This is a genomic window from Ornithinimicrobium cerasi (assembly GCF_003702705.1).
Taxonomy (GTDB): Bacteria; Actinomycetota; Actinomycetes; order Actinomycetales; family Dermatophilaceae; genus Ornithinicoccus; species Ornithinicoccus cerasi.
On sequence record NZ_QZMN01000011.1, the window covers coordinates 69,272 to 95,946 of the forward strand.

General features: G+C 73.4%; 27 protein-coding genes. 7 read left to right on the top strand and 20 right to left on the bottom strand.

The window, feature by feature from the left end:
* Position 1 precedes the first annotated feature (1 nt).
* Together D4B81_RS13320 and D4B81_RS13325 are read left to right on the top strand one after the other, a co-directional pair.
* Positions 2–871 (top strand): aldose epimerase family protein, encoded by an 870-nt coding sequence (locus D4B81_RS13320; RefSeq protein WP_122263089.1) that lies wholly within the window; start codon positions 2–4, stop codon positions 869–871.
* A 7-nt stretch (positions 872–878) separates the two neighbouring features.
* Positions 879–2,390, top strand: a complete 1,512-nt coding sequence (locus D4B81_RS13325) for an AI-2E family transporter (RefSeq protein WP_122263146.1) — start codon at positions 879–881, stop codon at positions 2,388–2,390.
* 69 nt (positions 2,391–2,459) lie between these two features.
* On the opposite strand, the gene D4B81_RS13330 is transcribed toward D4B81_RS13325, so the two are convergent.
* Positions 2,460–2,645, bottom strand: coding sequence for a CsbD family protein (locus D4B81_RS13330; RefSeq protein ID WP_097187466.1), 186 nt, complete (start codon positions 2,643–2,645; stop codon positions 2,460–2,462).
* A gap of 100 nt (positions 2,646–2,745) precedes the next feature.
* On the opposite strand from D4B81_RS13330, the gene D4B81_RS13335 reads away from it, so the two are divergent.
* On the top strand, positions 2,746–4,137 hold the full coding sequence (locus D4B81_RS13335; protein ID WP_122263090.1) for an MFS transporter: 1,392 nt from the start codon (positions 2,746–2,748) through the stop codon (positions 4,135–4,137).
* A gap of 72 nt (positions 4,138–4,209) precedes the next feature.
* Here D4B81_RS13335 and D4B81_RS13340 read toward each other — a convergent pair whose 3' ends face one another.
* From D4B81_RS13340 to kdd, 8 genes are all read right to left on the bottom strand, one after another.
* Complete coding sequence (locus D4B81_RS13340) at positions 4,210–4,566, bottom strand: RNA polymerase-binding protein RbpA (protein WP_097187468.1); 357 nt, start codon at positions 4,564–4,566, stop codon at positions 4,210–4,212.
* A 247-nt stretch (positions 4,567–4,813) separates the two neighbouring features.
* Positions 4,814–5,359 (bottom strand): FxsA family protein, encoded by a 546-nt coding sequence (locus D4B81_RS13345; RefSeq protein ID WP_122263091.1) that lies wholly within the window; start codon positions 5,357–5,359, stop codon positions 4,814–4,816.
* On the bottom strand, positions 5,356–6,156 hold the full coding sequence (locus D4B81_RS13350; RefSeq protein ID WP_237565992.1) for a polyprenol monophosphomannose synthase: 801 nt from the start codon (positions 6,154–6,156) through the stop codon (positions 5,356–5,358). The genes D4B81_RS13345 and D4B81_RS13350 overlap by 4 nt, the downstream gene beginning before the upstream one ends.
* Complete coding sequence (gene lnt / locus D4B81_RS13355; RefSeq protein WP_122263148.1) at positions 6,153–7,697, bottom strand: apolipoprotein N-acyltransferase; 1,545 nt, start codon at positions 7,695–7,697, stop codon at positions 6,153–6,155. Before lnt ends, D4B81_RS13350 begins: the two co-directional genes overlap by 4 nt.
* A gap of 294 nt (positions 7,698–7,991) precedes the next feature.
* Positions 7,992–8,426, bottom strand: a complete 435-nt coding sequence (gene kal / locus D4B81_RS13360; RefSeq protein WP_122263092.1) for a 3-aminobutyryl-CoA ammonia lyase — start codon at positions 8,424–8,426, stop codon at positions 7,992–7,994.
* On the bottom strand, positions 8,423–9,250 hold the full coding sequence (gene kamE, locus D4B81_RS13365) for a lysine 5,6-aminomutase subunit beta (RefSeq protein ID WP_237565993.1): 828 nt from the start codon (positions 9,248–9,250) through the stop codon (positions 8,423–8,425). Before kamE ends, kal begins: the two co-directional genes overlap by 4 nt.
* Positions 9,247–10,866: a lysine 5,6-aminomutase subunit alpha gene (kamD, locus tag D4B81_RS13370; RefSeq protein ID WP_122263093.1), complete on the bottom strand. Its 1,620-nt coding sequence runs from the start codon at positions 10,864–10,866 to the stop codon at positions 9,247–9,249. The genes kamE and kamD overlap by 4 nt, the downstream gene beginning before the upstream one ends.
* Entirely contained in the window at positions 10,863–11,969 is a 1,107-nt protein-coding gene (kdd, locus tag D4B81_RS13375; protein ID WP_122263094.1) for an L-erythro-3,5-diaminohexanoate dehydrogenase, read from the bottom strand. The genes kamD and kdd overlap by 4 nt, the downstream gene beginning before the upstream one ends.
* Before the next feature lie 91 nt (positions 11,970–12,060).
* Here kdd and D4B81_RS13380 point away from each other — a divergent pair, with 91 nt between their 5' ends.
* Positions 12,061–13,521 carry a KamA family radical SAM protein gene (locus D4B81_RS13380; protein ID WP_122263095.1) on the top strand — a complete coding sequence of 487 codons (1,461 nt, stop codon included), beginning with the start codon at positions 12,061–12,063 and terminating at the stop codon, positions 13,519–13,521.
* Between the two features lie 238 nt (positions 13,522–13,759).
* A complete protein-coding gene (gene ybaK / locus D4B81_RS13385) occupies positions 13,760–14,254 on the top strand; it encodes a Cys-tRNA(Pro) deacylase (protein WP_237565994.1) in 495 nt (164 codons plus the stop codon).
* Between the two features lie 108 nt (positions 14,255–14,362).
* Here ybaK and D4B81_RS13390 read toward each other — a convergent pair whose 3' ends face one another.
* Together D4B81_RS13390 and D4B81_RS13395 are read right to left on the bottom strand one after the other, a co-directional pair.
* Positions 14,363–14,824 (bottom strand): Lrp/AsnC family transcriptional regulator, encoded by a 462-nt coding sequence (locus tag D4B81_RS13390; RefSeq protein WP_097187475.1) that lies wholly within the window; start codon positions 14,822–14,824, stop codon positions 14,363–14,365.
* Positions 14,825–14,844: 20 nt separating this feature from the next.
* Positions 14,845–15,225, bottom strand: coding sequence for a hypothetical protein (locus D4B81_RS13395; protein ID WP_122263097.1), 381 nt, complete (start codon positions 15,223–15,225; stop codon positions 14,845–14,847).
* A gap of 35 nt (positions 15,226–15,260) precedes the next feature.
* Here D4B81_RS13395 and D4B81_RS13400 point away from each other — a divergent pair, with 35 nt between their 5' ends.
* The gene (locus D4B81_RS13400; RefSeq protein ID WP_122263098.1) at positions 15,261–16,214 is read left to right on the top strand and encodes a 5'-3' exonuclease; all 954 of its coding nucleotides are present in this window, start codon (positions 15,261–15,263) and stop codon (positions 16,212–16,214) included.
* A 31-nt stretch (positions 16,215–16,245) separates the two neighbouring features.
* Here D4B81_RS13400 and D4B81_RS13405 read toward each other — a convergent pair whose 3' ends face one another.
* Genes D4B81_RS13405 through D4B81_RS13445 form a run of 9 tightly spaced genes read right to left on the bottom strand, consistent with a single transcriptional unit; the run spans position 16,246 to position 25,452 of the window.
* Positions 16,246–16,668, bottom strand: coding sequence for a hypothetical protein (locus tag D4B81_RS13405; RefSeq protein WP_161965160.1), 423 nt, complete (start codon positions 16,666–16,668; stop codon positions 16,246–16,248).
* An 11-nt stretch (positions 16,669–16,679) separates the two neighbouring features.
* Positions 16,680–17,219, bottom strand: a complete 540-nt coding sequence (locus D4B81_RS13410) for a PH domain-containing protein (protein ID WP_097187479.1) — start codon at positions 17,217–17,219, stop codon at positions 16,680–16,682.
* Position 17,220: 1 nt separating this feature from the next.
* Entirely contained in the window at positions 17,221–18,426 is a 1,206-nt protein-coding gene (locus D4B81_RS13415) for an acetyl-CoA C-acetyltransferase (RefSeq protein ID WP_122263100.1), read from the bottom strand.
* An 18-nt stretch (positions 18,427–18,444) separates the two neighbouring features.
* Positions 18,445–21,351, bottom strand: a complete 2,907-nt coding sequence (locus D4B81_RS13420) for a DEAD/DEAH box helicase (RefSeq protein ID WP_122263101.1) — start codon at positions 21,349–21,351, stop codon at positions 18,445–18,447.
* Between the two features lie 9 nt (positions 21,352–21,360).
* The gene (locus D4B81_RS13425) at positions 21,361–22,266 is read right to left on the bottom strand and encodes a diacylglycerol/lipid kinase family protein (protein ID WP_122263102.1); all 906 of its coding nucleotides are present in this window, start codon (positions 22,264–22,266) and stop codon (positions 21,361–21,363) included.
* Positions 22,263–23,075, bottom strand: a complete 813-nt coding sequence (gene tatC / locus D4B81_RS13430) for a twin-arginine translocase subunit TatC (RefSeq protein ID WP_237565995.1) — start codon at positions 23,073–23,075, stop codon at positions 22,263–22,265. Before tatC ends, D4B81_RS13425 begins: the two co-directional genes overlap by 4 nt.
* A gap of 40 nt (positions 23,076–23,115) precedes the next feature.
* Positions 23,116–23,403 (bottom strand): Sec-independent protein translocase subunit TatA, encoded by a 288-nt coding sequence (gene tatA / locus D4B81_RS13435; protein WP_122263103.1) that lies wholly within the window; start codon positions 23,401–23,403, stop codon positions 23,116–23,118.
* 52 nt (positions 23,404–23,455) lie between these two features.
* Positions 23,456–24,436, bottom strand: coding sequence for a helix-turn-helix transcriptional regulator (locus D4B81_RS13440; RefSeq protein ID WP_122263104.1), 981 nt, complete (start codon positions 24,434–24,436; stop codon positions 23,456–23,458).
* Complete coding sequence (locus D4B81_RS13445) at positions 24,436–25,452, bottom strand: helix-turn-helix transcriptional regulator (RefSeq protein WP_122263105.1); 1,017 nt, start codon at positions 25,450–25,452, stop codon at positions 24,436–24,438. Before D4B81_RS13445 ends, D4B81_RS13440 begins: the two co-directional genes overlap by 1 nt.
* Positions 25,453–25,561: 109 nt before the next feature.
* Here D4B81_RS13445 and D4B81_RS13450 point away from each other — a divergent pair, with 109 nt between their 5' ends.
* Positions 25,562–26,668, top strand: coding sequence for a DUF3866 family protein (locus D4B81_RS13450; protein ID WP_122263106.1), 1,107 nt, complete (start codon positions 25,562–25,564; stop codon positions 26,666–26,668).
* The last annotated feature ends 7 nt before the right edge of the window (positions 26,669–26,675 follow it).

Genomic DNA, 26,675 nt, shown 5'->3' on the forward strand with positions numbered 1-26,675 from the left:
CATGACCACGCTGACGCCCCGCGTCCACGACGTCGACGGTTCCCGCCTTGTCGCCTACGACCTGGGCGCCACCCTCGCCACCTGGGAGCTGGACGGCGAGCCGGTCGTCTGGCTCAGCGAGCGCGCGGTGCTCGACGGGTCGGCGCCGCTGCGAGGGGGGATCCCGATCTGCTTCCCGTGGTTCGCGGCCGGCCCGGACGGGCAGCTCTCCCCCTCCCACGGGCTCGTCCGCACGGCCACCTGGCGGCCCGCCGAGCCCGTGGCCGAGGAGGTCTGGGCCTGGGAGCTGGCATCGGCGGACGTCGCCGGCTCCCCCGGCGCGGAGCACCTGCCGGGCCCGTTCTCGCTCCGGTATGCCGTGAGCCTGCGCCCCGGCGCGGAGGGACCGGCGCGTGAGCTGCAGGTCGCCCTCGACGTCACCGACCCGGCCGGCACGGGCCTGCGGGCGGAGGTGGCGCTGCACACCTACCTGGCCGTCGACGACGCGACCGCCACCCGTGTCCTGGGCCTGGACGGGGTCGAGTACCTCGACAAGGTCGACGGCGTCCGGCATCCCCAGCGGGGCCCGGTCACCCTCACCGGGGAGACCGACCGGGTCTACGACTCCGGCGCCGAGGCCGGGATCGTCGTGGACGACGGCGTCCGGCAGCTCCACCTGCGGCCCAGGGGCGCCACCCAGACGGTGGTCTGGAACCCGGGGGCGGACCGGTGCGCCGAGGTGGCCGACCTGGCCGACGACGCCTGGCGGACGTTCGTCTGCGTGGAGACGGCCGCCACCGGGCACCGGTCGCTCGTCGTCCCCCCCGGTGGGACGGCCACGGTCTCCTGCACGTTCACGGTGCGCCCGGGTGCCTCCGACGTGACACCCTGAGGTGGACATGGACGACACCCAGCAGGACACCCAGGCCCAGGACGGGCGGACCGCCCCTCCCCCTCCCCCACCCACCCCCGGCGGCGTGGAGGTGGTCACGCCGCCGATCGAGGTGGAGGGACCACGCGCCCACCCGACGGGCGACGGCGAGGGCGTCGACCGCGGTATGCTCATCCTCGACGGCCTGCGGGGTGCGGCCGCCTGGTCCTGGCGCTTCCTGCTGGTCGCGGCCGCGCTCTACGTGCTGTTCCTCATCATCGGCGAGATCTGGGTCGGGGTGCTGCCGATCATCCTCGCGGTGCTCATCTCCACGGTGCTCTGGCCGGTGGTCCGGTGGCTGCGCGCCCGGCGCTGGCCGTCGGGTCTTGCCGCCGGGAGCGTCCTGGTGGTCGCCGTCGCCGCCTTCTCCGGCGTGGTGGCGGCCCTCGCGCCGTCGGTGGTGAACCAGGGGGGGGTCATCGTCGGGCAGGCCGGCCAGGGCATCACGGTGCTGCGCGAGTGGGTGGCCGGACCCCCGTTCAACCTCCAGGGCGAGCAGGTCGACGCCTACCTGGACCAGGCCACCGCCTGGGTGCAGGAGCAGTCGAGCCGGATCGCGCAGAGCGTGCTGACCGGCGTGACCGCGGTCGGCTCGGTGCTGGTCACCCTCGTCATGACCCTCGTCCTGTGCTTCTTCATCCTCAAGGACGGCAACCGTTTCGGGCCGTGGATCCGTCGCACGTTCGGCCCGACGGCCGGGATGCACCTCACCGAGGCGCTGGCCCGGGTCTGGCGCACCGTCGGCGGCTTCATCAAGGCGCAGGCCGCGGTGTCGTTCGTCGACGCCGTCCTCATCGGCCTGGGGCTGCTCTTCCTCGGCGTGCCGATGGCGTTCGTCCTCGCCATCATCACGTTCTTCGCCGGCTTCATCCCCATCGTCGGCGCGGTGCTGGCGGGGGCGCTCGCCGTCCTGGTGGCCCTGGTGTCCAACGGCTTCACCACCGCCGTCTGGGTGCTGGTCATCGTGCTGGCCGTCCAGCAGATCGAGGGCAACGTCCTCTCCCCCATGCTGCAGAGCCGGGCCATGGACCTGCACCCGGCGCTCGTCATCCTCGTCGTCGCCGCCGGCGGCACGATCTGGGGCATCATCGGCGCGTTCCTCGCCGTGCCGGTGACCGCCGCCGTCGTCACGGTGGTCCGCTACGTCAGCGAGCACCTCGACCTCCGCACCGGGGAGAAACGCGCGGAGGACGTCAGCACCCTCACCCCCGAGGGTGCCCGGGCAGCGGCGCTGGCCGAGGGCGCCGCGCCGCTGTTCAGGATGCGGGCGCGCCAGGCCTACGAGCACGCCGAGGACGAGCGGGGAAGGGCGCGGATGGCGATGGTGGGGCGGACCTCGGACCTCGCGCAGTCGCTCCGGGACCGGTTCCTCGGCCCGCGTCTGCGCCGCGGCGAGGGTCCCGAGGACGGGGCAGGGTCCTCCGCGCCCGGCCGGACCGCCCCGGACGTCGACCCGGCGGACGGCCCGGGGAGGACCTGACCGCAGCCCCCGCACGAGAGCAGGCCCGCAGGAGATCTCCTGCGGGCCTGTCTCGTGGTGCGTCGCGCGTCAGCGGTCGGTGGCGTCCTTCCAAGCGTCCTTCGCCTTCTCGCCCGTCTGCTTGACGTCCGCGCTGAACTGGTCCGCCTGGCCCTCGGCCTGCAGACGCTCGTTGTCGGTGGCGTCGCCGGCCGCCTCCTTGGCCTTGCCCTTGGCGTCCTCGGCGGCGTTCGAGATCTTGTCACCCAGACCCATGTGTCGTCCTCCTCGTTGTCGGGGATGTGATGCTCCACCCTCCGCCGAGATGGGTCGTGCCGCAACTCGAAGAGCCGTGGGGCTGTGGGACAGTCCTCCCATGACTTCCGCGTCGAGCGTCGTCCGCGCCGATCCTCAGGTCGAGCGCACCCGCGCGCACCAGCGCGCCTGGGGCTGGTACGACTGGGCCAACTCGGCCTACGTGACGACCACCGGCACCGTCCTCATCAGCCCCTACCTCACCGCGCTGGCCCGGGAGGACGCCTGCCCCGGACTGGCCTCGGGCGCGGTGTGCGCGGAGGACCTCAGCATCCTCGGGGTCCCGATCGCGGTGGGTTCCCTCGCCCCCTACACGATCACCTTCGCCACGATCGTCTCCGCCCTGGTCCTGATCTTCGTCGGAGCCGTCGCGGACCGGCACCCCCGGCCGACCTGGCTGCTGGGGGGCCTGGCCTGGGCGGGGGCCACGGCGGCGTCGCTGATGTTCTTCCTGCAGGGCTCCAACTGGCAGCTCGGCGTCGCCCTCGTGGTCATCGCCAACCTGTGCTTCGGGGCCTCGACCGTCGTCTACGACGCCCTGCTGAACCGCGTCGCGCACCCGGACGACCGCGACAAGGTCTCGTCCCGGGCGTGGGCCCTGGGCTACCTCGGCGGTGGTCTCCTGCTCGTCATCAACCTCGGGGTGATGCAGCTGTACGAGAACCTGGGGATCTCCTACGAGATGGCCATCCGGCTCTCGCTGCTCTCCGCCGGCCTGTGGTGGGCCGGCTTCACGCTCATCCCGGTCCTGGGGCTGCGGCGCATCCGCGGCACCACCGCCGTCCCGGTCGCCCGCAGCGCCGGGATCGTCGGCGGGACCCTGGCCCAGCTCGGGGACACCTTCCGCGAGGTGCGCAACTACCCGCAGACCCTGATGTTCCTGCTGGCCTACCTCTTCTTCAACGACGGCATCCAGACCGTGATCTCCTCGGCCAGCCTCTACGGCATCGAGGCGCTGGGTTTCGAGACCAGCCAGATGATCATCACCATCCTCGTGGTCCAGTTCGTCGCGTTCGGCGGCGCGCTGCTGTTCGGGGCGATCGCGGGGCGGGTCGGCGCCAAGCGCACGGTGCTCGGCGGCATCGTCATGTGGACGCTCGTGGTGACGTTCGCCTACTTCGTCCCGCGCGGGGCCTTCACCACCTGGCTGGTGTGCGCGGTCCTCATCGGGACCGTGATGGGCGGGACCCAGGCGCTCTCCCGCTCGCTCTACTCCCAGCTGGTCCCCCAGGGGCGGGAGTCGGAGTTCTTCAGCTTCTACCAGGCGATGGAGCGAGGCACGAGCTGGTTCGGCACCCTGGCCTTCGGGCTGATGTTCCAGCTGACCGGTTCCTACCGACCGGCGATCCTCATCACGATCGTCTTCTTCGTCATCGGCGGGCTGATCCTGCTCCGGGTGCGGGTGCGGGAGGGCATCGCCGCGGCGGGCAACGAGCAGCCCCGGATCGTCTGAGGCCGCGGACGCCGACGGCCCCGGACCGCAGGGTCCGGGGCCGTCAGGGTGCAGCAGATGTATGCCGTCAGCTCAGGCGGAGCGCCTGCGCGGCTTCTCGCCGCGGCTGGTCCGCAGCAGCTCGAGACGCTCCTCCAGGAGCTCCTCGAGCTCGGGGATCGACCGGCGCTCCAGCAGCATGTCCCAGTGGGTGCGCTGGTGCTTGGTGGGCTTCAGCTCGGGCTCGGGACCGTCGACCAGCTTCGCGTCCAGACCGCAACGGCACTCCCACAGCGGGGGTACCTCGGCCTCCACAGAGAAGGGCAGCTCGCTGACGTGCCCGTCGGCGCAGACGTAGCGGGTGATGTTGCGCTCGCTGAACGTCACACCCTCGTCGCTCTCGAAGGACAGCCAGCTCAGGTTGGTGCCGCGCAGTGACCTTTCAGCCATGGGTACTCCCCTCGTGTCGAAGACACGGTGAATGTGTTCGGTCGTCTGGATGACGTGACTTCTGGTGACAACGTGCACCACGGTCACGGTGTTCCCGCCGCAGCTACGCACCGGTGACCGGCGCCTGACATCAGCGCGAACGGTCGCAGCACAGTGGGTGACATTTCATGGTAGCGGCCCCTGCGGGGCACCGCCAGTCGGCGCTACCGGCCGGTCATCTCCGCCGGTCAGGAGGGTCCGGGCCGGTCTACGGCTCGAGGGTTCGGGCCGTCCCCGGGCCGGCCGTCCCGGGCGGAGGGGTCTCGGAGACCACCTCGCCCTCGATCACCTGACCTCGTCCGGGCGGGCCCGCGGAGGGTGGACGCCGCCCGGGCGTGCTGCCGCCGCCAACCCCGAGAACGCGGGCCGCCACCACGGTCTGCAGCAGCCGCCGGGCGGTGGGCCGGGTGAAGGGCAGGACCAGGAGCAGGCCGACGATGTCCGTCAGGAACCCCGGCAGGATGAGCAGGAACCCGCCGACCATGACGAGGATCGCGTCCGTCGCCTCGTCCGTGGGCATCCGCCCCGACTCCAGGGCCCGCTGCAGCGACCGGTAGGTCCGACCAGTCTCCCGGCGGGCCAGCCAGGCACCGGCCAGGGCCATGGCGAGCAGCAGGACCAGCGTCCAACCCACGCCGATGCTCCGACCGACCGCGACCAGCGCGACGATCTCCAGGATCGGCAGCAGCACGAGCGCGAGCAGCAGCCAGCGCAGCGGGTGGCGTCGGCGTCGGGTGGTGGTGCCAGCGGTCACGGGGTCTCCTCCAGGTGGTGCCACCGTGGGAAACGTCGCAGCGACGCCAGGCGTTCCCTCGCCTGGCGACCGCGCCGCTGCAGGCCCCACACACCCACGCGCACCGCCGCCTCGCGCACGATGGCGTCGCTCATCTTCGAGGTCCCCACCTCACGCTCGACGAAGGCCACCGGCACCTCGACGACGGTCAGACCGCGGTCCAGGGCGCGGAGGGTGAGGTCCACCTGGAAGCAGTACCCCTGGGAGGCGACCTCGTGCGTGTCCATGCCCGCCAGAGCCTCCAGCCGGTAGACCCGGAACCCGGCCGTCGCGTCCCGGACCGGGATGCCCAGGGTGTAGCGGGCGTAGGTGTTGGCCCCCACGGACAGGGCCCGCCGGTGAGCGGGCCAGTTGTGCACCGACCCCCCGGGGACCCAGCGGGACCCGATGACGACATCGGCACGCTCCGCCGCGGCCAGCAGGTCCGGCAGCTGCTCCGGCTGGTGCGAGCCGTCCGCGTCGATCTGCACCACGGCGTCGTACCCGCGCTCCCACGCCCACCGGAAACCGGCCAGGTAGGCCGGCCCCAGTCCCTCCTTGCCGGGACGGTGCAGCACCGTCACCTGCGGGTCCTGGGCCGCGAGGCGGTCCGCGAGCGCGCCGGTGCCGTCGGGGCTGGCGTCGTCGAGCACGAGCACGTCCGCCGTCGGCACCGCGGCCCGGAGCCGGCGCACGATCATCTCGAGGTTGCCCACCTCGTTGTAGGTGGGCACGCAGACGCAGATCCGCTCGAGAGCGGCACGGGCGGGCGGAGTCACCGGGAGAGCCTAACGGGGGCGACGGTGACCTTCCGCCGTCCCAGGAGCTGCATCACGAGGGCCGCGACGACCGCTGCCGCGGCCAGGGGCGCGACCCAGGGAGACAGCACCACGGCGGGGGTCGTGGCGCTCCGCAGCGGCAGCGCACCTTCCAGGAGGTCCTGGGTGAACAGGTCCGTGCCCTCGTGCACCACCCCGTCGGGCGTGATGAGGCCGGATATCCCCACGTTGCTGACGTGCACGACGGAGCGGCCGTGCTCGACGGCCCGGACGCGGGAGGCGGCGATGTGCTGGGCGGCCTGATCCCCCTCCCCGAACCACGCGTTGCTCGTCGGCACGACCAGCAGCTCGGCGCCCTCGAGGACGGCGTCGCGCATCGCGGGGTCGACGACGACCTCGAAGCAGATGCCCAGCCCGAGCCGCACCGTGCGTCCGTCGCGCAGCGGCACGTCCACGACCCCCACCTCGGTGCCGGGGACGAAGTCGGTGATCCGGTCCACCCACGGGCTGAGGTGGCGCATCAGCGGGCGCAGCGGCATGAACTCCCCGAAGGGGGCGAGGTAGACCTTCGTGTAGACCTCGTCCAGCCCCTCCCCCGGCAGGTAGCTGAGCACGAGGTTGTGCGGCGCCTCGCCCCCGCGCCGCGACACCGCACCCAGGACCACCGGCGCGTCGACCGCGTCGACGGCCCCGGTGATGCGCTCCGTCGCCGCGGGGCTCCCGTCGGGGCGCAGCGGGTCGAGGTCACTGGCCCCCTCGGGCCACAGCACGACGTCGGGGTATGGCGAGCTGCCGGCGGCCACCTCCGTCGCCAGGTCCCGGGTCATGGTGGTGTAGCGCTCGAGCATCGTCCCGGGCTCGGCGGTGAGGGTCCGGGTGAAGTCCTCGGGGATGTCGCCCTGCACGGCGGCGACCTGCAGCGGGTCGCCGTCGACCGGGCGGGGCACGAGGAGCGGGGCGAGGACCAGCGCCGCGGCCGCCGCGAGGGCGCCCAGGCCCCGCCGCAGGTCGGCCCGCCCCGGGTCCAGGAGCCGTTGCGCCCCCACCGCCAGCAGGCCGCCGCCCAGCGCGACGAGGAGGCCCAGACCGGGCACGCCGACGAGGCTGACCGCGCCGAGCAGCGGGGAGTCCGCCTGGCTGAAGCCGAGCCGTCCCCAGGGGAACCCGCCGAACGGGGTCACGGCACGGGCCTGCTCCATGAGGACCCACGCGGCGGCACCCAGGAGGGGTCGGACCGATCCCCCGCGCTGCAGGAGGGCGAGCAGGCCCCCGAGCGCAGCGGGGTAGAGGGCCGAGGCAACGCTCATCGCGAGCCAGGGCAGCGGACCGGCGTAGGTCCCGGCCCAGGTGAACATCGGGGTGTACCAGGCCAGCCCCAGCAGGAAGCCGGCGAGCAGGCCCGCGCGCACGGACGCCCCGGCCGTGGCCAGCGCCAGCGCGCCGCAGCCGACGAGGGCGAGCGGCCACGCGTCATACCCCGGGAAGGCGAGGAGGAGGGCGACACCGCCGCAGAGCGCGAGCAGCAGACGGTGGGGCAGCACGGTGCCAGGGTACGTCGCCCGGCTGCGGGCACGGCCGGGCCCCGCCACCTTTGGGGCCGGACCTGGGACGACTGGTCGTCGCCACAGTTCCGTTGTCTACTCGGTGAGCGGGGCCCTGGCTACCCCCTTGGGACACGGTCTGCATCCGGGGACCACACGAACCTAGGGAGTCCGACCCGCACCTGTCAACATCACCCTGACCAGCAGCGATGGACAACTGCGCAGGTCAGGACGGGTGAACTTCCGACGACGATCTGAGGTCGGCCCGGCGTGTCCGCGCCGACACGCCGAGGGTCACCCGGCCGGGGGGACGACGACCGTGCCGCGGGCCGTGGTGGCGAGGAGAGGGGGGTCCAGGACCTCGGCGGCGGAGATGCCGCGCGACGTGTCGCCCCGGGCGACGACCCGCACCGAGAAGTCCATCTCGCGGCTGCGGGAGCCCACCCGCACCAGCGTCGCGCTCACCTCCAGGCAGTCACCGGCCCGGACGGGGGCGAGGAACTGCACGTCGCTGTAGGAGGCGAACAGGCCCTCGTCGCCGTCGGTGCGGATGCACAGCTCGGTGGCGACGTCCCCGAAGAGCGCCAGGCTGTAGGCCCCGTCCACCAGGTCGCCGGCGTAGTGGGCGTGGGAGTAGGGCACGTACCGGGCGTGGGTGACGGCCATGCCCACGGTGGCCGGACGGGTCGCCGGGGACGCAGGGGTGTGTGCGGGGACGGGCTCGGTCATGCGCTCTTCCTCTCCGGTCGGGGCGGGCGGGCACGGGCAGGGGCACTGTCCGCGGGTCCGCAGAGGGCGTGCACGAGGTAGGACGCGACCTCGCCGGGCGTGGTGCCCTTGCCGAAGACGCGGTCGACCCCGAGGTCGCCGGCCGAGCCCTCCTCGAAGCGGGGACCGCCTGCGATGAGCAGCGGCACCCGGCCCGCGGGGTAGGCCTCCCGGAAGGCTGCCGACATCTGGGTCGTGTTGGCGATGTGGGCGTCGCGCTGGGTGACCACCTGCGAGACCAGGACGGCGTCCGCACGGTGCGCCCGCGCCTCCTCCACGAGCTCAGGCACCAGCACCTGGGCACCGAGGTTGACGACGGTGATCTCGGAGTAGTACTCCAGGCCCTTCTCCCCCGCGAACCCCTTGATGTTGAGGATGGCGTCGATGCCGACGGTGTGCGCGTCGGTGCCGATGCACGCGCCGACGACGACGAGCGGGCGCCGCAGCGTCCTCTTGATCGTGGCGTTGACGTCCTTGGCCGGGAGCAGCGGGAAGTCGCGCTCGACCACCTCGACCTTGTCCAGCTCGACCAGGTGGGTGACGCTGCCGTAGACGACGAAGAAGGTGTGGTCGGGTCCCATCGCCTTGGCGTGGACGAGCAGCGCGGGTGCCAGACCCATCTTGGCGGCCAGCTGCAGGGCGGCACCCTCGGCACGCTTGTCGTGGCGCACCGGGAGGGTGAAGGAGACCTGCACCATCCCGTCGCCGGTCATGTCGCCGTAGGGACGGACCACGCCGGTCCGGGCGGGGGCCTCCCCCGACCCCGGGGTATGCCGTTCGCTCACGTCGCGCCCTCCTCGAGCAGGGTGATGGCCGGGTTGTCGTAGTCCTCGGCCCGGCGGGCGACCCCGTCCAGGCCCTTGCCCCGGTCCGCGGGCCGCTTCATCAGTCCGAAGGTCCCGTCGGCGATCGCCTCGAGCAGCGGCACGCCGGTGGCGCCCGAGTCCTCGTCCGTGATCCTCTCGAGGAGGTCCACGGCCTCCGAGAGCACCTGCCGGGCCCGGGTCTGGATGAACCCGTCCCGCGGGGGGTGGAAGTCCTCGGTGAGGCCGCCCGCGGCGCGCTGGACGTAGCGCACGTTCTGCAGGGCCAGGTCGCGGTCGGAGAGGAACGGCGTGACGACGGCCTCGGTCATCATGCCGACGAGGAGGATCGACTGACCGGTCATGGCGCCGACGAGGTTGAAGAACCCGTCGAGGAGGTAGCCGCGGAAGATGTCACCGGTCATGTGCTTGGTCGGCGGCATCCACTTCAGCGGCGCGTCGGGGAACAGCTGGCGCGCCAGCAGGGCGTGCGCCAGCTCGAGCCGGAACGAGTCCTCGAGGTCGGGGTTGATCTCGAAAGCGTGGCCGAGCCCGAGCTGCCAGTCCGCCAGGCCCGCCTCCCGGCCGAAGAACTCGTTCATCAGCTGGCTCACCGTCACCGTGTGGGCCGCCTCCACCGCGTCGGCGGTGGTGAGGTAGTTGTCCTCGCCGGTGTTGATGATGATTCCCGCCCGCGCGTGGACCTGCCGGGAGAAGCGCTGGTCGACGAAGGTCCGGATCGGGTTGATGTCGCGGAAGAGGATGCCGTACATCGAGTCGTTGAGCATCATGTCGAGCCGCTCGAGGCCCGCCAGCGTCGCGATCTCCGGCATGCACAGGCCGGAGGCGTAGTTGGTGAGCCGGACGTAGCGCCCGAGCTCCTTGCTCACGTCGTCCAGCGCCGCGCGCATCAGCCGGAAGTTCTCCTGGGTGGCGTAGGTGCCGGCGAAGCCCTCGCGGGTGGCGCCCTCGGGCACGTAGTCCAGCAGCGACTGCCCGGTCGAGCGGATCACCGCGATGACGTCGGCGCCCTCGCGGGCCGCCGCCTGCGCCTGCGGGATGTCCTCGTGGATGTCGCCGGTGGCGACGATGAGGTAGATCCACGGGCGTCGCTGCGGGTCGCCGTGCCGGGCGATCAACCGGTCCCGCGCCGCCCGCTGCCGGTCGATCCGCCGCAGGCCCGGTCGCACCGCGGCGCGCGCGGCCCGGCGGGCGCCGGTGGCCTCGCCCCGCCCCTGCGGCAGGCGGAAGGTGACCCCCCCTGCCGACGCCTTCTGCGCCAGCGTGAGCAGGTCCGGGGCCTCGTCGCGACGCAGGGCGTCCCAGACGGGCGTCGTGACGCCGTGCTCGAGACCGACCTGGGCGCGGACCGCGTCGACGAGGTGGTTGACCCACGGCACCCGCTCGTGGTCGGCGCCCGCCAGACCGGCCAGGCGCAGCGTCGCCCGCTCGACGGACACCGTGGTGTGGCTGCGCGCCAGCTCGACGACCGGCTGGCCGAGCCGCTCGGCGAGCCGGCGTGCCCGGCGCACGACCTCCTCGTCCAGCTCGAGCCGCGGCGGCGGTGCCGGTCGGGCGGCGGTGCTCGTGACTCTCACACCGCACCTCCGTCGGCGACGCTCCCGTGACCACGCTCCGCGGCCAGCCGCTGCTCGAACAGGTCCCGCACCGCGGGGTCGCCGCGCAGCAGCTCCAGCGCGTAGTCGGCGTGCCCGGGCGTGTAGCCGTTGCCCACCAGCATCGTCACGTCGGCGGCCAGCCCCTCGGCGCCGAGCGCGGCGGCGGCGAAGCTGGTGGCCATCGAGAAGTAGACGACGGTCCCGCCCTGCGCGGTGATCATCAGCGCCGGCTGCTCGCAGCCCGGGACGTCGACGCAGACGACCGTGACATCCACCGGCCCCCCGGCCTCGCGCACCGCGGACTCCAGCGCCAGCGGTGCCCGCGCGTCCGCCACGACCACCTCGTCAGCCAGCCCGGACCCGCGCAGCAGCGCGGCCTCGCGCTCGACCGGCACGACGGCGACCCGGCGACCCGCCCCGGCCTGACGGGCGGCGGCCAGCGACAGCGAGCCCGACTTGCCCGCGCCGCCCAGGACGGCGACCGACGGGGAGAGCCCGCGCTCGACATACCCGGAGACGACCCGGCGCACGAGGGCGGGGGCGCCGCAGACGTCCATGACCATGAGGGAGAGCTCGGGGTCGAGGTCCGTCGGCAGGACGGCGGCGACCGAGCGCCCGAAGAGGATGGCGTGCCCGCTCGCCGGCACGCGCTCGGACAGACCGTCCCAGCGCTCGAGGTGGTCGTGCACGGCGAGCGGGGTCAGCGAGAGCGAGACGAGGGTCGCGACGCGGTCCCCGACGCGCAGCCCCAGCGGGCTCTGCGGTCCCACCTCCGCGACGGTGCCGATGAGCATGCCTCCGGACCCGGTGACAGGGTTCTGCATCTTGCCCCGGTCCTCGATGATCTCCAGCACCTCCGAGCGCACCGAGTGGCCGTGGACGTGACCGGTGGGGCCGGTGTGCTTCTCCCGGAGCTGGCGGTAGGACGCGGCGTCGAGGTTGAGGATCTCGACGTCGATCCGCACCTCGTCGGGGGCGAGCACCGGCGAGACGTCGAGCCGACGGGCGGACTGCGGCAGCGTGACCGCCTCCCCCGACGGCTCGAGCACCCGGTGCACCCCGAACGGCGAGTGGGTCGTCATACCCGTCATCTGTCCTCTCTGAACGGCATTTCGCAAGACATCTTCCCGCGGTTCTTCCGTTTCGCAGGAAGATATCCGTATCATGCCACGCATGAGCGCCCTGATCGAGCAGCCCTACGCCTACACGCGCCACGAGCTGGTGGAACCGGACTGGACCCGGTTCCCCGGGTGGAAGGACATCACCGCAGAGCAGTGGGCCGACGTGCAGTGGCAGCGGGTCAGCTGCGTGAAGAACGTCCGCCAGCTGCGCACCGTCATGGGCGACCTGCTCACCGACGACTTCTACGCCGACCTCGAGCGCGACCAGGCCGAGCGGGCGACCATGTCGATGCTGGTGCCGCCGCAGATGCTCAACACCATGGTCAGCGAGGTGACCTGGGCGGACGGGCGGATGCCGGCGGCCGGCGAGGAGTTCACCCGGGCCTTCTACGCCGACGCGGTGCGTCACTACATGCTGCCGGTCTTCTCCGACCGTCGCACCGACTGGCCCTCCCACCCCTACGCCAGCCGCGACTCGCTGCACGAGCACGACATGTGGGCGACCGAGGGGCTGACGCACCGCTACCCCACCAAGGTGCTGGCGGAGATGCTGCCCACCTGCCCGCAGTACTGCGGCCACTGCACCCGGATGGACCTCGTGGGCAACTCCACGCCCCAGGTCACCAAGCTCAAGCTCGCCGGCAAGCCGGTCGACCGGCACACCGCGATGCTCGACTACCTGCGCGCCACCCCGGGCGTGCGCGACGTCGTCGTCTCCGGCGGCGACGTAGCGAACATGCCGTGGAAGAACCTCGAGGCGTGGCTGGACCAGCTGCTGGACATCGAGTCGATCCGTGACGTGCGGCTCGCCACCAAGGCGCTGATGGGTATGCCGCAGCACTGGCTCGCCCCGGACGTGGTCGAGGGCGTCGCCCGGGTGGCGCGCAAGGCGCGCGAGCGGGGCGTGGGGCTGGCGATGCACACGCACGTCAACGCGGCGCAGTCGGTCACCCCGCTGGTCGCCCAGGCCTCGCGGGCGATGCTCGAGGCGGGGCTGCGGGACGTGCGCAACCAGGGCGTCCTCATGCGTGGCGTCAACGACGACGCGCACCAGCTGCTCGACCTGTGCTTCGCCCTCGCCGACGAGGCGATGATCACGCCGTACTACTTCTACATGTGCGACATGATCCCGTTCGCCGAGCACTGGCGGGTCTCGCTGTCGGATGCCCAGCACCTGCAGCACTCGCTCCTGGGCTACCTGCCGGGCTTCGCCACGCCGCGGATCGTCTGCGACGTGCCGTTCGTCGGCAAGCGGTGGGTGCACCAGGTCGACACCTACGACACCGAGCGCGGGATCTCCTACTGGCGCAAGAACTACCTCACCGCGATCGAGGGTGACGACGTCGACGTGACCAGCGCCGAGTACGTCTACTACGACCCGATCGACACCCTGCCCCCCACCGGGCAGGAGTGGTGGCGCCAGCACACGGCCGAGCACCACGACGGCGCGGAGCAGGCGGCCTACGAGCACGCCCGCGCCTCCCACCAGGCGTCGGTGGACCAGCTCGCCTGAGGCCTCCCCTGGCCCACACCGCAGCCCCCTCTTCATCCCGCACACCTGATCCTGCCCCTCCCCCTCCCCCACAGCCCCCTCCCCGCAACTCACAGGCGTCGACCCTGCCTCGGGCCGGATGCATCCCCCGGTCAGTGATGGCCGACGCCTGCGAGTTGGCGGGTGGGGCCTCGTTGGCGGGTTGGGCCTCATCGGGCGGGTGGGTCTCGTCGGCGGGTGGGGTCTAGCATCCTTGACCGTGGCCAAGAAGCAGAGGTCCTCGGGCGGCACGCCGGCCACCGTGACGCTCGACCGCGCCGGCGTCCCGTACGAGGTCCGTGCCTACTCCCACGACCCCGCGGCGTCGTCGTACGGGCTCGAGGCTGCCGAGGCGCTCGGCGTGGAACCCGCCCGTGTCTTCAAGACCCTCCTCGTGGACACCGACCGGGGTCTGGGCGTCGGCATCGTGCCCGTGGACGCGCTGCTGGACCTCAAGGCGGTCGCGGCCGCGCTGGGCACCAAGAAGGCCACCATGGCCGACCCCGTGGCGGCCGAGCGGACGACCGGCTACGTCGTCGGAGGGATCAGCCCCGTGGGTCAGAAGAAGGCGCTGCCCACGGTCCTCGACGTCTCCGCGGAGCAGTTCCCGACGATCCTGGTCAGCGGCGGCAAGCGCGGGCTGGACCTCGAGCTCTCCCCCGCCGACCTGCTCACGGTCACCCACGGTCGCACGGCGGCCATCGCCCGCCGGTAGTGACGAGGGAGGTCACCCACGGGTGCGGTCAGGTTCGTGGGACCTTCATCACCCTGCAGCGTGATGGAGGTCCGGCTGGCGTGACCGCACCCGACTCGGGATGGCTGCTCAGATGATGAAGTCGGCCTCGGGGAGGCGGCCGAGCCGGTCCTCCCAGGGCGTGGACAGCACGATCGTCGTGTTGGTGGACACCGACGCCTGCTGGCGGATGCGTGCGAAGAGCTCCTCGAGGTCCTGCGGGCGGGCCACGCGCAGGAGCAGGACGTAGTTCTCGTCGCCGGCGACCGACCAGCACGCCACGATCTCCTCGATCCCGTGCAGCCGTTCCGGCACGTCGTCCTCGGCCGCGGGGTCGAAGGGCTTGACCGACATCAGCGCGGTGAGGGGCAGCCCGACCTTCGGGTAGTCCACGACCGCCCGATAGCCGGTGATGATGCCCCGCTCCTCGAGCCGCTTGACCCGCTGGTGCACCGCCGAGGTGGAGAGCCCGACCTGCCGCCCGAGGTCGGCGAAGGAGATGCGCCCGTCGGCGGCCAGGACCTGGACGATGTGGCGGTCGAGGGGCTCCATGGGCCCAGCGTAGCCGCGGGTCAGCGCAGGTCGGGGGCGGTGCGCGCGGTCCTGCGCGAGGCGAGGAGCACGGCATACCCGCCGGCGGTGGCGAGCAGCGAGGGCAGGAACCAGACCGGCAGCGGCGCGGGGGCGCGCAGCACGGCATACCCCAGGACCAGGAGCGACAGCGCACCGATGACCAGACGTCGCCGCCCGGCGAGCGCCACCGCGAGGGAGGCGAGCACCACCACGGTCGGCAGCCCCAGCAGGAGCACGGCGTCGAGGTCGACCCCCGACGGGCGCTCGAGCGGGTTCTCCCCCTCGGCGGTGGACCACAGCGGTCCGAGCAGCAGGACCACGGCCGTCGCCAGGGTGAGCAGCACGGCGAGCCAGGGGAGCCGGTCGGCCGTCGCACGCACCCGCCTCACGCTAGCAGGGCCTACCCTGGGGCCCCATGAGCGTCGAGACCGCGCAGCCGCGCCCGCACCTCCTCCTCCTCGACACCGCGAGTCTCTACTTCCGGGCGTTCTTCGGGGTCAAGGACCTGCGCGAGGCCCCGGACGGGACGCCGACCAACGCCACCCGCGGTCTGCTCGACATGGTCGCCACCCTCGTCACCCGGTTCCGTCCCACCCACCTCGTGGCCTGCTGGGACGACGACTGGAGGCCCGAGTTCCGGGTGCGCGCGATCCCCACGTACAAGGCGCACCGGCTCGCGGACGGCGCGGTCGACGAGGAGCAGGTGCCTGACGAGCTGGCGGCCCAGGTCCCGGTCCTGCGCCGGGCGCTCGAGGCGTTCGGGATCCCGGTGCTGGGCTCGCCCGGCTACGAGGCCGACGACGTCATCGGCACCCTGACCGCGCGGCACAAGGACCGGATGGCCGTGTCGATCGTCACCGGCGACCGCGACCTGTTCCAGCTCGTCGACGACGCCGCGGGGGTGACGGTGGTCTACACCGCGCGCGCCGGGGTGCGCGACGCCGAGGAGATCCGCGAGGCGGACCTGCAGGCGAGGTATGGCGTGGCCACCGGGGCGCAGTACGCGGACATGGCGATGCTGCGGGGGGACACCAGCGACGGGTTGCCGGGCGTGAAGGGGATCGGGGACAAGACGGCCGCCCAGCTCATCGCGACGTACGGCTCGCTGGAGGGGCTGCGCCGGGCTGTCGCGGACGGCGACCCGGAGCTCAAGGGGGCGCGCCGGGCCAACCTGCTCGCGGCGTCGGACTACCTGGACGTCGCGCCGCTCGTGGTGACCGTGGCCCCGGACGCCCCCCTGCCGGACATGCCGCTGACCGTCCCGCGCGAGCTGGCCGACCCGGGGACGCTGCAGCAGCTGGTGGAGGCCTACGACCTCGGCAGCCCGGTGGGGCGGCTGATGAAGGCGCTGGACCTGCGCCCGGGGTGACGGCCCCGCCGCAGTTCCCGATGGGCAGTCCCTAGGGGTCGGTCGGCTCCGGCATCGGGTGTCGGTAGGTCCACGAGGTGAGGGCGGTGCCGAGCATGGCCAGCAGGACGCCCACGAAGATGTGCAGCGCCCGGTCGCCCGACTCCCCCAGCCAGTACTGCAGCGAGACGAGGACCGCGACGGCGACGGCGAGACCCAGGTTGACGGGTCCGGCCGAGCGCCGCAGGGCCAGGTAGACGACGGCGGTTCCCACGGCGACGACGAGCGTGACCCACGCGCCCAGCTGGTGGTGGCGGAAGAAGCGGTCCTCCCCGCCGAGGAAGGCCGAGGCCCAGCCCGCCTGCGCGATGAGGCAGCTGAGCAGGAGCGTGGCCGCGCTGCGCAGGACGACCAGGTGCGGGTGCGGCATCGACGGCAGGGAGCGCACCCGGGCGCGCGGCGACGGACCGGACATGGTCGAGGCGCTCAGCGCCGGCGCGGCGGCTCGTTCGGCGGCCACTCGCCGTCGTCCGAGCCGTCGTCCCGGGAGTAGAGGAGCTCCTGCAGCCGCACGTGGACCCGCTCGACGTCGGGGACGTCGTGCAGGACCATCCCGCCCTTCTCGGTCGCGTCGGAGACGACGAGCGTGCCGCAGCCGAGGACGCGGTCCAGCAGCCCCTTCTCCAGGCCGATGTCGTTGATCCGGTGCAGCGGGATGTCGCGTCCGCCGCGGCTCAGGATGCCGAACCGGTGGCTGATCCGGCGGGTGGTGACCGTGTAGCTCTCGCTGCGCCACCGCAGCACCGGCAGCCCGACGAGCCAGAGCGCGAGGAGCAGCGCCACCCCGCCGGCGACCCACATCGCCACCGGGTAGACGTCGCTCCCGCGCAGGAACCACCACAGCGCGACCAGGGCACCGGCGAGGAGGACGGCCCACAGGACCGCGACGACCAACGCCTTCCAGTGCGTCCGCAGCCGCAGGACGATCTCCTCGCCCTCGGTCAGCTGGTCAGCGCGCAGCCCCATCTCAGACCACCCTCTCGAAGACGGCGGCCAGCCCCTGGCCCCCGCCGATGCACATGGTCTCCAGGGCGTAGCGGCCCTCGCGGCGGTGCAGCTCGGAGGCGAGGGTGGCCAGGATCCGGGCCCCGGTGGCACCGACCGGATGCCCCAGAGAGATGCCGGAGCCGTTGGGGTTGAGCCGGTCCCAGGAGGAGGGGTCGCTCATCCCCCACTCGGTGAGCACGGCCAGCGCCTGGGCCGCGAAGGCCTCGTTGAGCTCGATGAGGTCGAGGTCGTCCATCGTGAGCCCCGCCCTCTCGAGGGCGGCGGCGGAGGCCGGCACCGGACCGATGCCCATCGTCTCCGGTGCGACGCCCGCGACGGCCCACGACCTCAGCGCGAGCACCGGGGTCAGGCCCTTCGCCTCGGCGTGCTCACGGGTGGTGACGACGCACAGGGCGGCCGCGTCGTTCTGGCCGCTGGCGTTGCCGGCGGTGACGGTGGCCGCGGGGTCCTGGCGGGACATGATCGGGCGGAGGCCGGCGAGGACCTCGGTGGTGGTGTCGGGGCGGATGTGCTCGTCGGTGTCGACGACGACCGTGCCCCTGCGGGAGGTGACCTCGACGGGCACCAGCTCCTCGGCATACCGACCCTCGGCCTGGGCGGCGGCCGCCATCCGGTGCGAGCGGGCGGCGAGCTCGTCCTGGGCCTCACGGGAGATGCCGTAGTCGCGGCGCAGGTTCTCCGCGGTCTCGATCATGCCCCCGGGTATGGGGTGCCTGTCGCCACCCGCGGTGGAGCGGGCGCGGCCGAGCCGGTCGGCGAGCTGGACGTCCGCGCGGACGCCCAGACGCAGCAGGGCGTAGTGCTCGACCTGGCTCATCGACTCCGCTCCCCCGGCGACGACCAGCCGGGCCCCGCCGGTGGCCACCGCCGAGGCGGCCGTGAGGACGGCCTGCAGGCCGGAGCCGCAGCGACGGTCCAGCTGCATGCCGGGCGCCCGGTCCAGGCCGGTGTTGAGCGCGAGGATCCGTCCGAGCGCGGGGATCTCGCCGGAGGGGTTGGCGTTGCCGACGACGACGTCATCGACGTCGCCGTCCTGCAGCCCCGTCCGCTCCAGCAGGGCGGTGAGCAGCTGGGTGCCGAGGTCGGCCGCGGTGAGGCTGGCCAGGCTCCCCAGGAAGCCGCCGACGGGGGTGCGCAGGGGCGAGCAGATGACGATGTCGGACATGGCCCAACCCTAGTGGCGTCAGTCGAGGCGGTCGGCGGCGACGACGCCGCGCAGCATCGCGTCGCTGGCTCGTCGGGCGGCGCGGGCGACCTCCGGCTCGGCGGCCTGGGCGACCTGACCGAGCAGGTCGACGACCTGCTTGCAGCGGCGCACGAAGTCGCCGGCCGACATGCCGCCGTCGCGCAGCACCTCGTCGAGGCCGCGACCCGACGCCCAGCGGTGCACCATCCAGGCGATCCCCGGGTCGGGCTCCCGGTCACCCTCCAGCCGGTGCTCGCTCTTGAGGCTGAGCACCTCCCGCCAGATCGCGCCCATCTCCCCCAGCGCCTCCTCGACCTCGACGGTGGGCATCCGGGCGTCGAGCACCTCGTCCCCGCGCGCCTCGTGGATCAGCGAGGAGACCACCGCGGCCAGGTCGGCGGGCGTCAGCCGCCGCCAGGTGCCCCGCCGCAGCGACTCCGCGACGACGAGGTCGAGCTCGGTGTAGATCCGCCGCAGCCGCTGGCCCTCCGGCGTCACCTGCTGCCCGTCGGGCGTGAGGTAGCCCAGCCCCGCCAGCAGGTCGCAGATCCGCTCGAACGTGCGCGCCACCGTGTGCGTGCGCTCGGCCACCCGCCGCTGGAGGTCGTCGGTCTCGCGCCGCAGCTGCCACCACCGCGCGGCCCACCGCGCGTGGTCCTCGCGCTCCGGGCAGCCGTGGCACGGGTGGGCCCTCAGCTGCGCGCGCAGCTCGTCCACCCGGGCCTCACCCCGGTGCGGGTATGCCGTGCCGCTCTCCTCGTCCGCACCCCCACCACGGCCCGGTCCCGGCCGCGGCTCACGGACGGTGTCGCGCAGCGCCGAGGCCAGGTCCTTGCGGGCGCGGGGGCTGCGGGAGTTGAAGCCCGTCGGGACGCGCAGGGTGCCGATCACCTCGGGCACGTCCTTGAAGCCGGCCACCGTGAGCCGCTGGACGCTGCCGTTGGAGGTGAGGACGGTCGGCTCCGGGGCGGCGGAGGCGCGCTTGGTCCCCCGGATCACGACGCCCATCGTGCCCTTGCGGCCCCCGTCGAGCTGGATGACCTGGCCCGGCGCCAGCTCCTCGAGCGAGCGGGCGATGTCCGAGCGGCGCTCGTGCTGGCGCTGCCGGGCCAGCTTCTTCTCCAGCTCGCCCAGCTCGTGCCGCATCCGGCCGTACTCGCGGAAGTCACCCCGGTCGCAGCGCATCGCCTCGGCGTAGCCCTCGAGCGCGGTCTCGTTCTCCCGGACCCGGGTGGTCAGCCCCACCACCGACCGGTCGGCCTGGAACTGCGCGAACGAGGACTGGAGCAGCTCGTGCGCCCGGTCCCGGCCGTACTGCGCCACGAGGTTGACCGCCATGTTGGAGCTGGGGCGGAAGGAGCTGCGCAGCGGGTAGGTCCGGGTGGAGGCCAGGCCGGCGACGTCGACCGGGTCGACCCCGCGGCGCCACAGCACCACCCCGTGACCCTCGACGTCGATGCCGCGCCGCCCGGCCCGGCCGGTGAGCTGGGTGTACTCCGCCGGGGTGACCGGCGCGTGCGTCTCCCCGTTGAACTTGACCAGCTTCTCCAGCACCACCGTGCGGGCCGGCATGTTGATCCCCAGCGCCAGCGTCTCGGTGGCGAAGACCGCCCGCAGCCGCCCGTGCGTGAACAGCTCCTCGACGATCTCCCGGAACAGCGGCAGCATCCCGGCGTGGTGCGCCGCGTAGCCGCGCGCGAGGCCCTCGACGAAGTCGTGGTAGCCGAGCACGCCCAGGTCGGCGGGGTCGACCTCGGCCACCCGTTGCTGCACCAGGTCGCGCACCCGGCGCCCGTCCTCCTCGGGCACCAGGCGTGCCCCCCGCCCCAGCAGCTGGGCGACGGCGGCGTCGCACCCGGCGCGGCTGAAGATGAAGGTGATCGCCGGCAGCAGCCCCTCGCGGTCGAGCCGGTCGATGACCTGCGCCCGGCTCGCGACGCCACCGGGCAGCGCACCGCGCTCGAGGACCGGGACGGCGTCGTCATACCTGCGCCTGGAGTCGGACCGGCCGCGCTCCCCGCCGCCGCGTCCGCGCCCCCCGTCGCGCCCACGGCCGCGACCGTCCCGTCCGCCCCCGCGCGGCTCCCCCCGCCGACCCCGGGGACCGCCCGCGTCCTCCCGGGACCATCCGCTGGAGGCTGACCGCTCCGCCTGCGAGATCCGTTGCAGGAGCTCAGGATTGACCCGGGTGCTGCCCGGGCCCGCACCCTCGGTGACGAAGAGGTCCAGCATCTGGGTGCCCACCATCATGTGCTGCCACAGCGGCACGGGTCGGTGCTCGGACACGATGACACGTAACGACTCAGGGTTCCCGCCTCCGCGAACCGCCCTGAGCCAGTCACCGAACTCCTCGGCGTTGCTCACCGTCGCCGACAGGGAGACCACCTGCACCGACGGCGGGAGGTGGATGATGACCTCCTCCCAGACCGCGCCGCGCCAGCGGTCCGCGAGGTAGTGCACCTCGTCCATGACGACGAAGCCGAGGCCGGTGAGCGTGGGCGAGGAGCTGTACATCATGTTGCGCAGCACCTCGGTCGTCATCACCACCACCGGCGCCTCGCCGTTGACCGAGGAGTCACCGGTGAGCAGACCCACGTTGGCGCTGCCGTGCCGCTCGACGAGGTCGTGGTACTTCTGGTTCGACAGCGCCTTGATCGGGGTCGTGTAGAACGCCTTGCGGCCGGTCTCCAGCGCCAGCGCGACGGCGAACTCCCCCACCACGGTCTTGCCCGCACCTGTCGGGGCCGCCACGAGCACGCCGGCCCCGTCCTGGACCGCCTGGATCGCCTCCAGCTGGAAAGGATCGAGCTCGAAGCCGAGGCTCTGCGTGAAACGTCCGGCGGGCGTCGCGGCCCGGGCCGCCCGCTCCCGGGCGCGGGCGTACTGCTCGGCAGGGCTGGACATGTCCTCAGGCTATGCCAGCGCGGGCACGATCATCTGCAGGTTCGCGCTCGCGACCTGCACGGTGAGGGGCAGCGGGGCCAGCGCCTCGCCGTCCCCGTGGGCGAGGACGTCGGCGGGTCCCTCCACCCGCACCCGGGTGGCGCGCCGCACCTCGACCTCCGGCATCGCGGTATGCCGTCCCGCCCGGACCGCGCGGAGCAGGACGAGGGCGCGGGCCGGGGTGAGCGGGCGGACGACGACCAGGTCGAGCAGGCCGTCGCCGGGGTCCGCCCCCGGGGCGAGGTGCAGCCCGCCGCCGAGGTAGGGCATGTTCGCCGGCACCACGACGAGGGCGTCCAGCTCCTCGGTCGTCACCCGCCCGTCGGGCAAGGTCGTCGTCAGCGCGTAGCGCAGCGGCGGCGTCCACCGCAGCCGGGCGATCTCCACGAGCGCGGCCACCGTGTAGGACCACGACCCGAGCCGGCGGGGCAGCAGGGTCGCGCGGTGGGCGATGCGGGCGTCGAGGCCGGCGTTGACCGAGCCGAGGACGTGCCGGTCCAGCTCGACGACGTGCAGGGTGTCGACCGTGCGCCTGCCGTCCTGCAGCAGCGCCGCCAGGGCGGCCGGGCCCGACCCGATCCCCAGCGATCGCGCGTTGTCGTTGCCGGTGCCGGCGGGCAGGATCCCGACCGCCGTGCCGGTGCCGGCGCACAGGTCGGTCGCCAGGCTCACCACCCCGTCCCCGCCGGCGACCGCCAGCACGTCGACGCCGTCGGCCACCGCGGCGGCGCACCGGTCCCTCGCCTCCGCCAGCGAGGACGCCGCGACCTCGACCACGTCGTGCCCGGCCGACCTCAGCGCTCCCACCGCCTGCGCCCCGAGCAGCGCGGCGCCCCCGCGCCCGGACCGCCGCCCGTGCGCGACGGCATACCTCATGGCCGGGGCGTCGGCTGGTCCGGGGCGAGACCGGCGTAGCGGCCCGGGTTCTTCCTCTCCCTGCGGCGCTCGAGCAGGAAGGCGACACCGACCGCGCACCAGAAGAGGAAGAAGACGGGGGCCGCCATCGCCAGCATCGTCCAGGCCGACGGGTCCGGGGTCATGAACGCGGAGAAGACGAGGATGGCGAAGAGCGTGACCCGCCAGCTGCGCCTCATGTTGCGCGCCGAGAGGATCCCCACCTGGTTCAGCGCCACCAGCACGACCGGCAGGAGGAAGGCCAGCCCGAAGGCGAGCATGAAGTAGAGCCACAGGGACAGGAACTCCTGCGCCCCCGGCAGGTTGGCGGCGCCCTCGGGCGTGAATCCGAGCAGGATCGCGACGAGGCGGGGGAAGGTGAACGCGGCCATCGCCGCGCCGGCGAAGAACAGCGGGATGCTGATGAAGAAGTAGACCAGCGCGATCTTCTTCTCCCGCTGGTGCAGCCCGGGGAGCAGGAAGGCCCACACCTGCCAGATCCACACCGGGCTGGCCAGCACGATGCCGCTGAAGACCGCGACCCTCAGCTGCATCGCGAACGGCTCGGTGATGTTCTGGAAGCGCAGCATCACCTCGTCGTCCCCCCGCTCGCGGGCGACCCGGGCGATCGGCCCGTTGACGAAGGCGAAGATCTCGTCGTACCAGTACCAGCCGACCACGGCCAGGGCGGCGATGGCGATGCAGGAGATCAGCAGCCGGTTGCGCAGCTCCTTGAAGTGCTGCCCGAGCGACATCCTGCCCTCGGGGTCCCTCGTCGTGGCGCGCGCCATGTCCTCCCCTGCCGGATGCTGCCGGTGTGCCGCGGCCGGGTCAGGCGCGCGGGTCGCCGTCGTCGGGGCGTCCCTCGAGCCGGCGGTACTCCTCGGCCGCGGTGTCCCGGTAGGTGTCGTCCGTGCGCTCGCCGGCGCCCGGCAGCGGTGGCTCCCCAGGTGCGCGGTCCTTGCGCGCGGCGTTCTCGTCCTTCATCTGGTCGACCTCGGTCTTGAAGACGCGCATCGACTCGCCCAGGCTCCGGGCGGCGTTGGGCAGGTTCTTCCAGCCGAAGAGCAGGATGAAGGCGACGATCAGCACGATCACGTGCCAGGCCTGGAGGCGCATGGGGTGTCCTTAGTCTCGCAAGTCGTCGGCGTGCGCTCCACGCGCGCCGACGTCAGTCTAGGCCGTCCGCCTGGGTGTGCCCCTCCACCGCCCCGACCGCTCCGCGCGCGACCGCCCCCACGAGCTCCGCGGGGGCGAGCACCCGCACCTGGCCGGCCGCCCGCCAGACCAGGCGCTGCAGCCACCGGGGGTCGGCGACGCGCAGCACCACCTCGAGGCTGCCGTCCTCGCGCCGGTCCACCCGTTCGACGGGGAAGGTCTCGGCGACCCACGCCGCGGAGGGTTCGAGGTGCAGGGTGACCTCCAGGTCCTCCGGCGCCGCCCGGTAGACACCGGCACCGAGCTCGCGCGGCGGCAGGTCGGCCGGCGGCGTGCCGTCCTCCTCGAGGACGGTGAGCTCCTCGATGCGGTCGAGCCGGAAGAGCCGGACGCCGACGGCGCGGTGGCACCACGCTTCGAGGTACCAGCGGCCGTCCACGCCGACCACCCGGATCGGGTCGACGTCGCGCTCGGTGGTCTCGTCGCGGCTGGCGACGGTGTAGCGCAGGTGCAGCCGACGCTGGCGCACGAGACCGTCGCGGAGGCGGGCGGACAGCTCGGGGTCCAGCGGCTGCTCGAGGTCGACGGTGACGGAGGCCGCGGTCGCGGCCGCGTCGCCCGCGGCGGCCTCGAGCTTGGCCAGGGCTCGGTCGATCGCGTCGTGCTCGGTCAGCCCGGGCGTGTCCCGCAGGGCGCGGAGAGCGACGATGAGCGCCAGGGCCTCGTCGCGACCCAGCCGCAGCGGCCGGGCGATGGTGTCGGCGTTGGAGACGTAGACCCGCCCGTCCTCCCACTGCGCGTCGATGAGGTCGTCGGGGTAGTGGCCCGGCAGCCCGCAGACGAACAGCAGCTCGAGGTCGTCCACGACCTGGGCCTCGCTCACCCCCAGCTCGCGCGCGGCGCTGGCGAGGTCGACGCCCTGCCGGTTGAGCAGCCAGGGCACCATCGTCAGGAGCCGGCCCAGCCTGGAGGTCGCGCTCTCGTAGGTCGCCATCAGACCTCCCCACCGTGCGCGCGGGCGACCGCCGTCAGCGCCACGACCACGGCGTCCCTGACCTCCGGCGGGGAGGCGACCCGCACGTCGGGACCGGCTGCGCACACCTCCTGGACGAGCGCGCCGACGTTGGTCACCCTCAGGTCGAGGCTGTCCCAGCCAGCCTCCCCGTCGCCCGGCTCGACCGTGCCGCGGCGGCGCAGCGAGGAGGCGGCACCGTCGCGCACCAGGAGGCGCACCGTCGTCCTCGCGCCCGCGTCCTCGCCGTAGGTGCGCCGGATCATCGCGGTGGCGTCGTGCTCCTCGGGAACCCGGAAGGCTCCGGGACGCCCGACGCCGCGGGGGGTGCCGACCACGCGGTCGAGGCGGAACACGCGGGGGGCGTCGCGGTCGAGGTCGTGCGCCGTGAGGTACCAGCGCCCGTGCCAGCTGGTCAGCCCCCAGGGCTCGACGCGCCGCGACGTCACCCCCGCTCCCCCACCACCCCGGTAGTCGAAGGTCAGCCGGGTGCGCGACAGGACCGCGTCGCGCACCGGCTCGAAGGCGGGCTCGCGGGTGTGCAGCAACGGCTCGATGCCCGAGACGGAGGCCTCGTCCCGGACGAGCCCCGCGGCGTCGAGCTTGCGCAGGGCCTGCGCGGCCGGGCCGGCGAGGCTGGCCTGGCTCCACGCCCGGGCGGCGAGCCCGACGACGGCCAGCTCGTCCGGGTCGAGGTCGACCTGCGGGAGGGCGTACTCGCGCTCGTCGATCCGGTAGCCGACCTCGTCGTCGAAGAACGGGTCCACGGCCTCCGCGCGCAGCGGGATGCCGAGGGCGCGCAGCTCGTCCTTGTCACGCTCGAACATGCGCTCGAAGGCCTCGTCGGTGCCGTCCTGGTAGTCCGGCACCGCCTCCCGGATGCGCGCCCGGCTCAGCGGCTGCCGGGTCGCGAGCAGCGCGATGACGAGGTTGAGCAGGCGCTCGGTCTTGGCGGCCGCGGGGGTCGGGCCGCTCGTCCTGGCCTTCGGGCTGGGCATGGGCACGAGGCTACTAGACACCTGTGCGACCGACGGGTCGCCCGTGCCGCTCCGACGGGTGGCCGCTGCCACACCGACGGGTCCGGGCGGCCGGCACTAGGCTCCCTGGGTGATCACCTGGCGTGAGGGAACCGTCCGCGGGCGGGTCGGCGGATGGGCCGGGGTCCTCGAGCTCGAGGTCGACACCGCGGAGGGCACCGTGCGGTCCCTCGCCTACCCCGACGTCGTGGGGGCGCCGGAACCCGGTGACCGTGTCCTCCTCAACGTCACCGCCCTCGAGCGCGGGCTCGGCACCGGGGGGTATGCCGTGGTCGTCGCCGTCCCCGACCGGCCCGACCTGTGGCCCACCGTCGACCGCGCCGCGCCCGGCCACCTCGTCAAGGCCCGCTACACCCCGATGCAGACGACGGTCCTGGGTGTCGACGACCCCGAGGGCGAGCACCACGCGCTCCTCGTCGACGCCGACGACCTCGACGGTCTGCCCGTGGTGGCCGCCGACCTGCACTCAGCCCTGCCCGCCGTCGTCGCCGGCGTCCGCGCACAGCGGGCCGACCTGCGCATCGCCTACGTCATGACCGACGGTGGCGCCCTTCCCGCCGCGTTCTCCCGCACCTGCGCCGAGCTGCGCGCGGCGGGCTGGCTCACCTCCGTCATCACCGCCGTGCAGGCCTACGGGGGCGACCTGGAGGCGGTGACCGTCCACAGCGCCCTGCTCGCGGCCCGGCACGTCGTGGGCGCGGACCTCGCCGTGGTGGTCCAGGGTCCGGGCAACCTCGGCACCGGCACGCGATGGGGCTTCTCGGGTGTCTCCGCAGGAGAGGCGCTCAACGCCGCCGCCGTGCTGGGCGGCCGCCCCGTCGCCTCGCTCCGGGTCTCCGAGGCCGACCCGCGCCCGCGCCACCGCGGCCTCTCGCACCACAGCTCGACGGCCTACGGCCGCGTCCTCGCGCACCCGGCCGAGGTCCCGGTGCCGGCCGGCAGGACCGGGCGGCCCACCACGGACTCCTGCCTGCAGGACGTCCGGGAGCAGGTCGCCCGGCTCGCCGACCGCGCCCCGCACCTGCGTCCGGTCGACGTGCCGGTGGACCAGCTCATGGACGTGCTGGCGGACGTCCCGACGCGGCTGCGCACCATGGGTCGTGGTCTCGAGGAGGACGCGGCCTCGTTCCTGGCGGCCGCCGTCGCGGGCGTCCTCGCCGCCCGGCCCACCGCCTAGGGTGGGC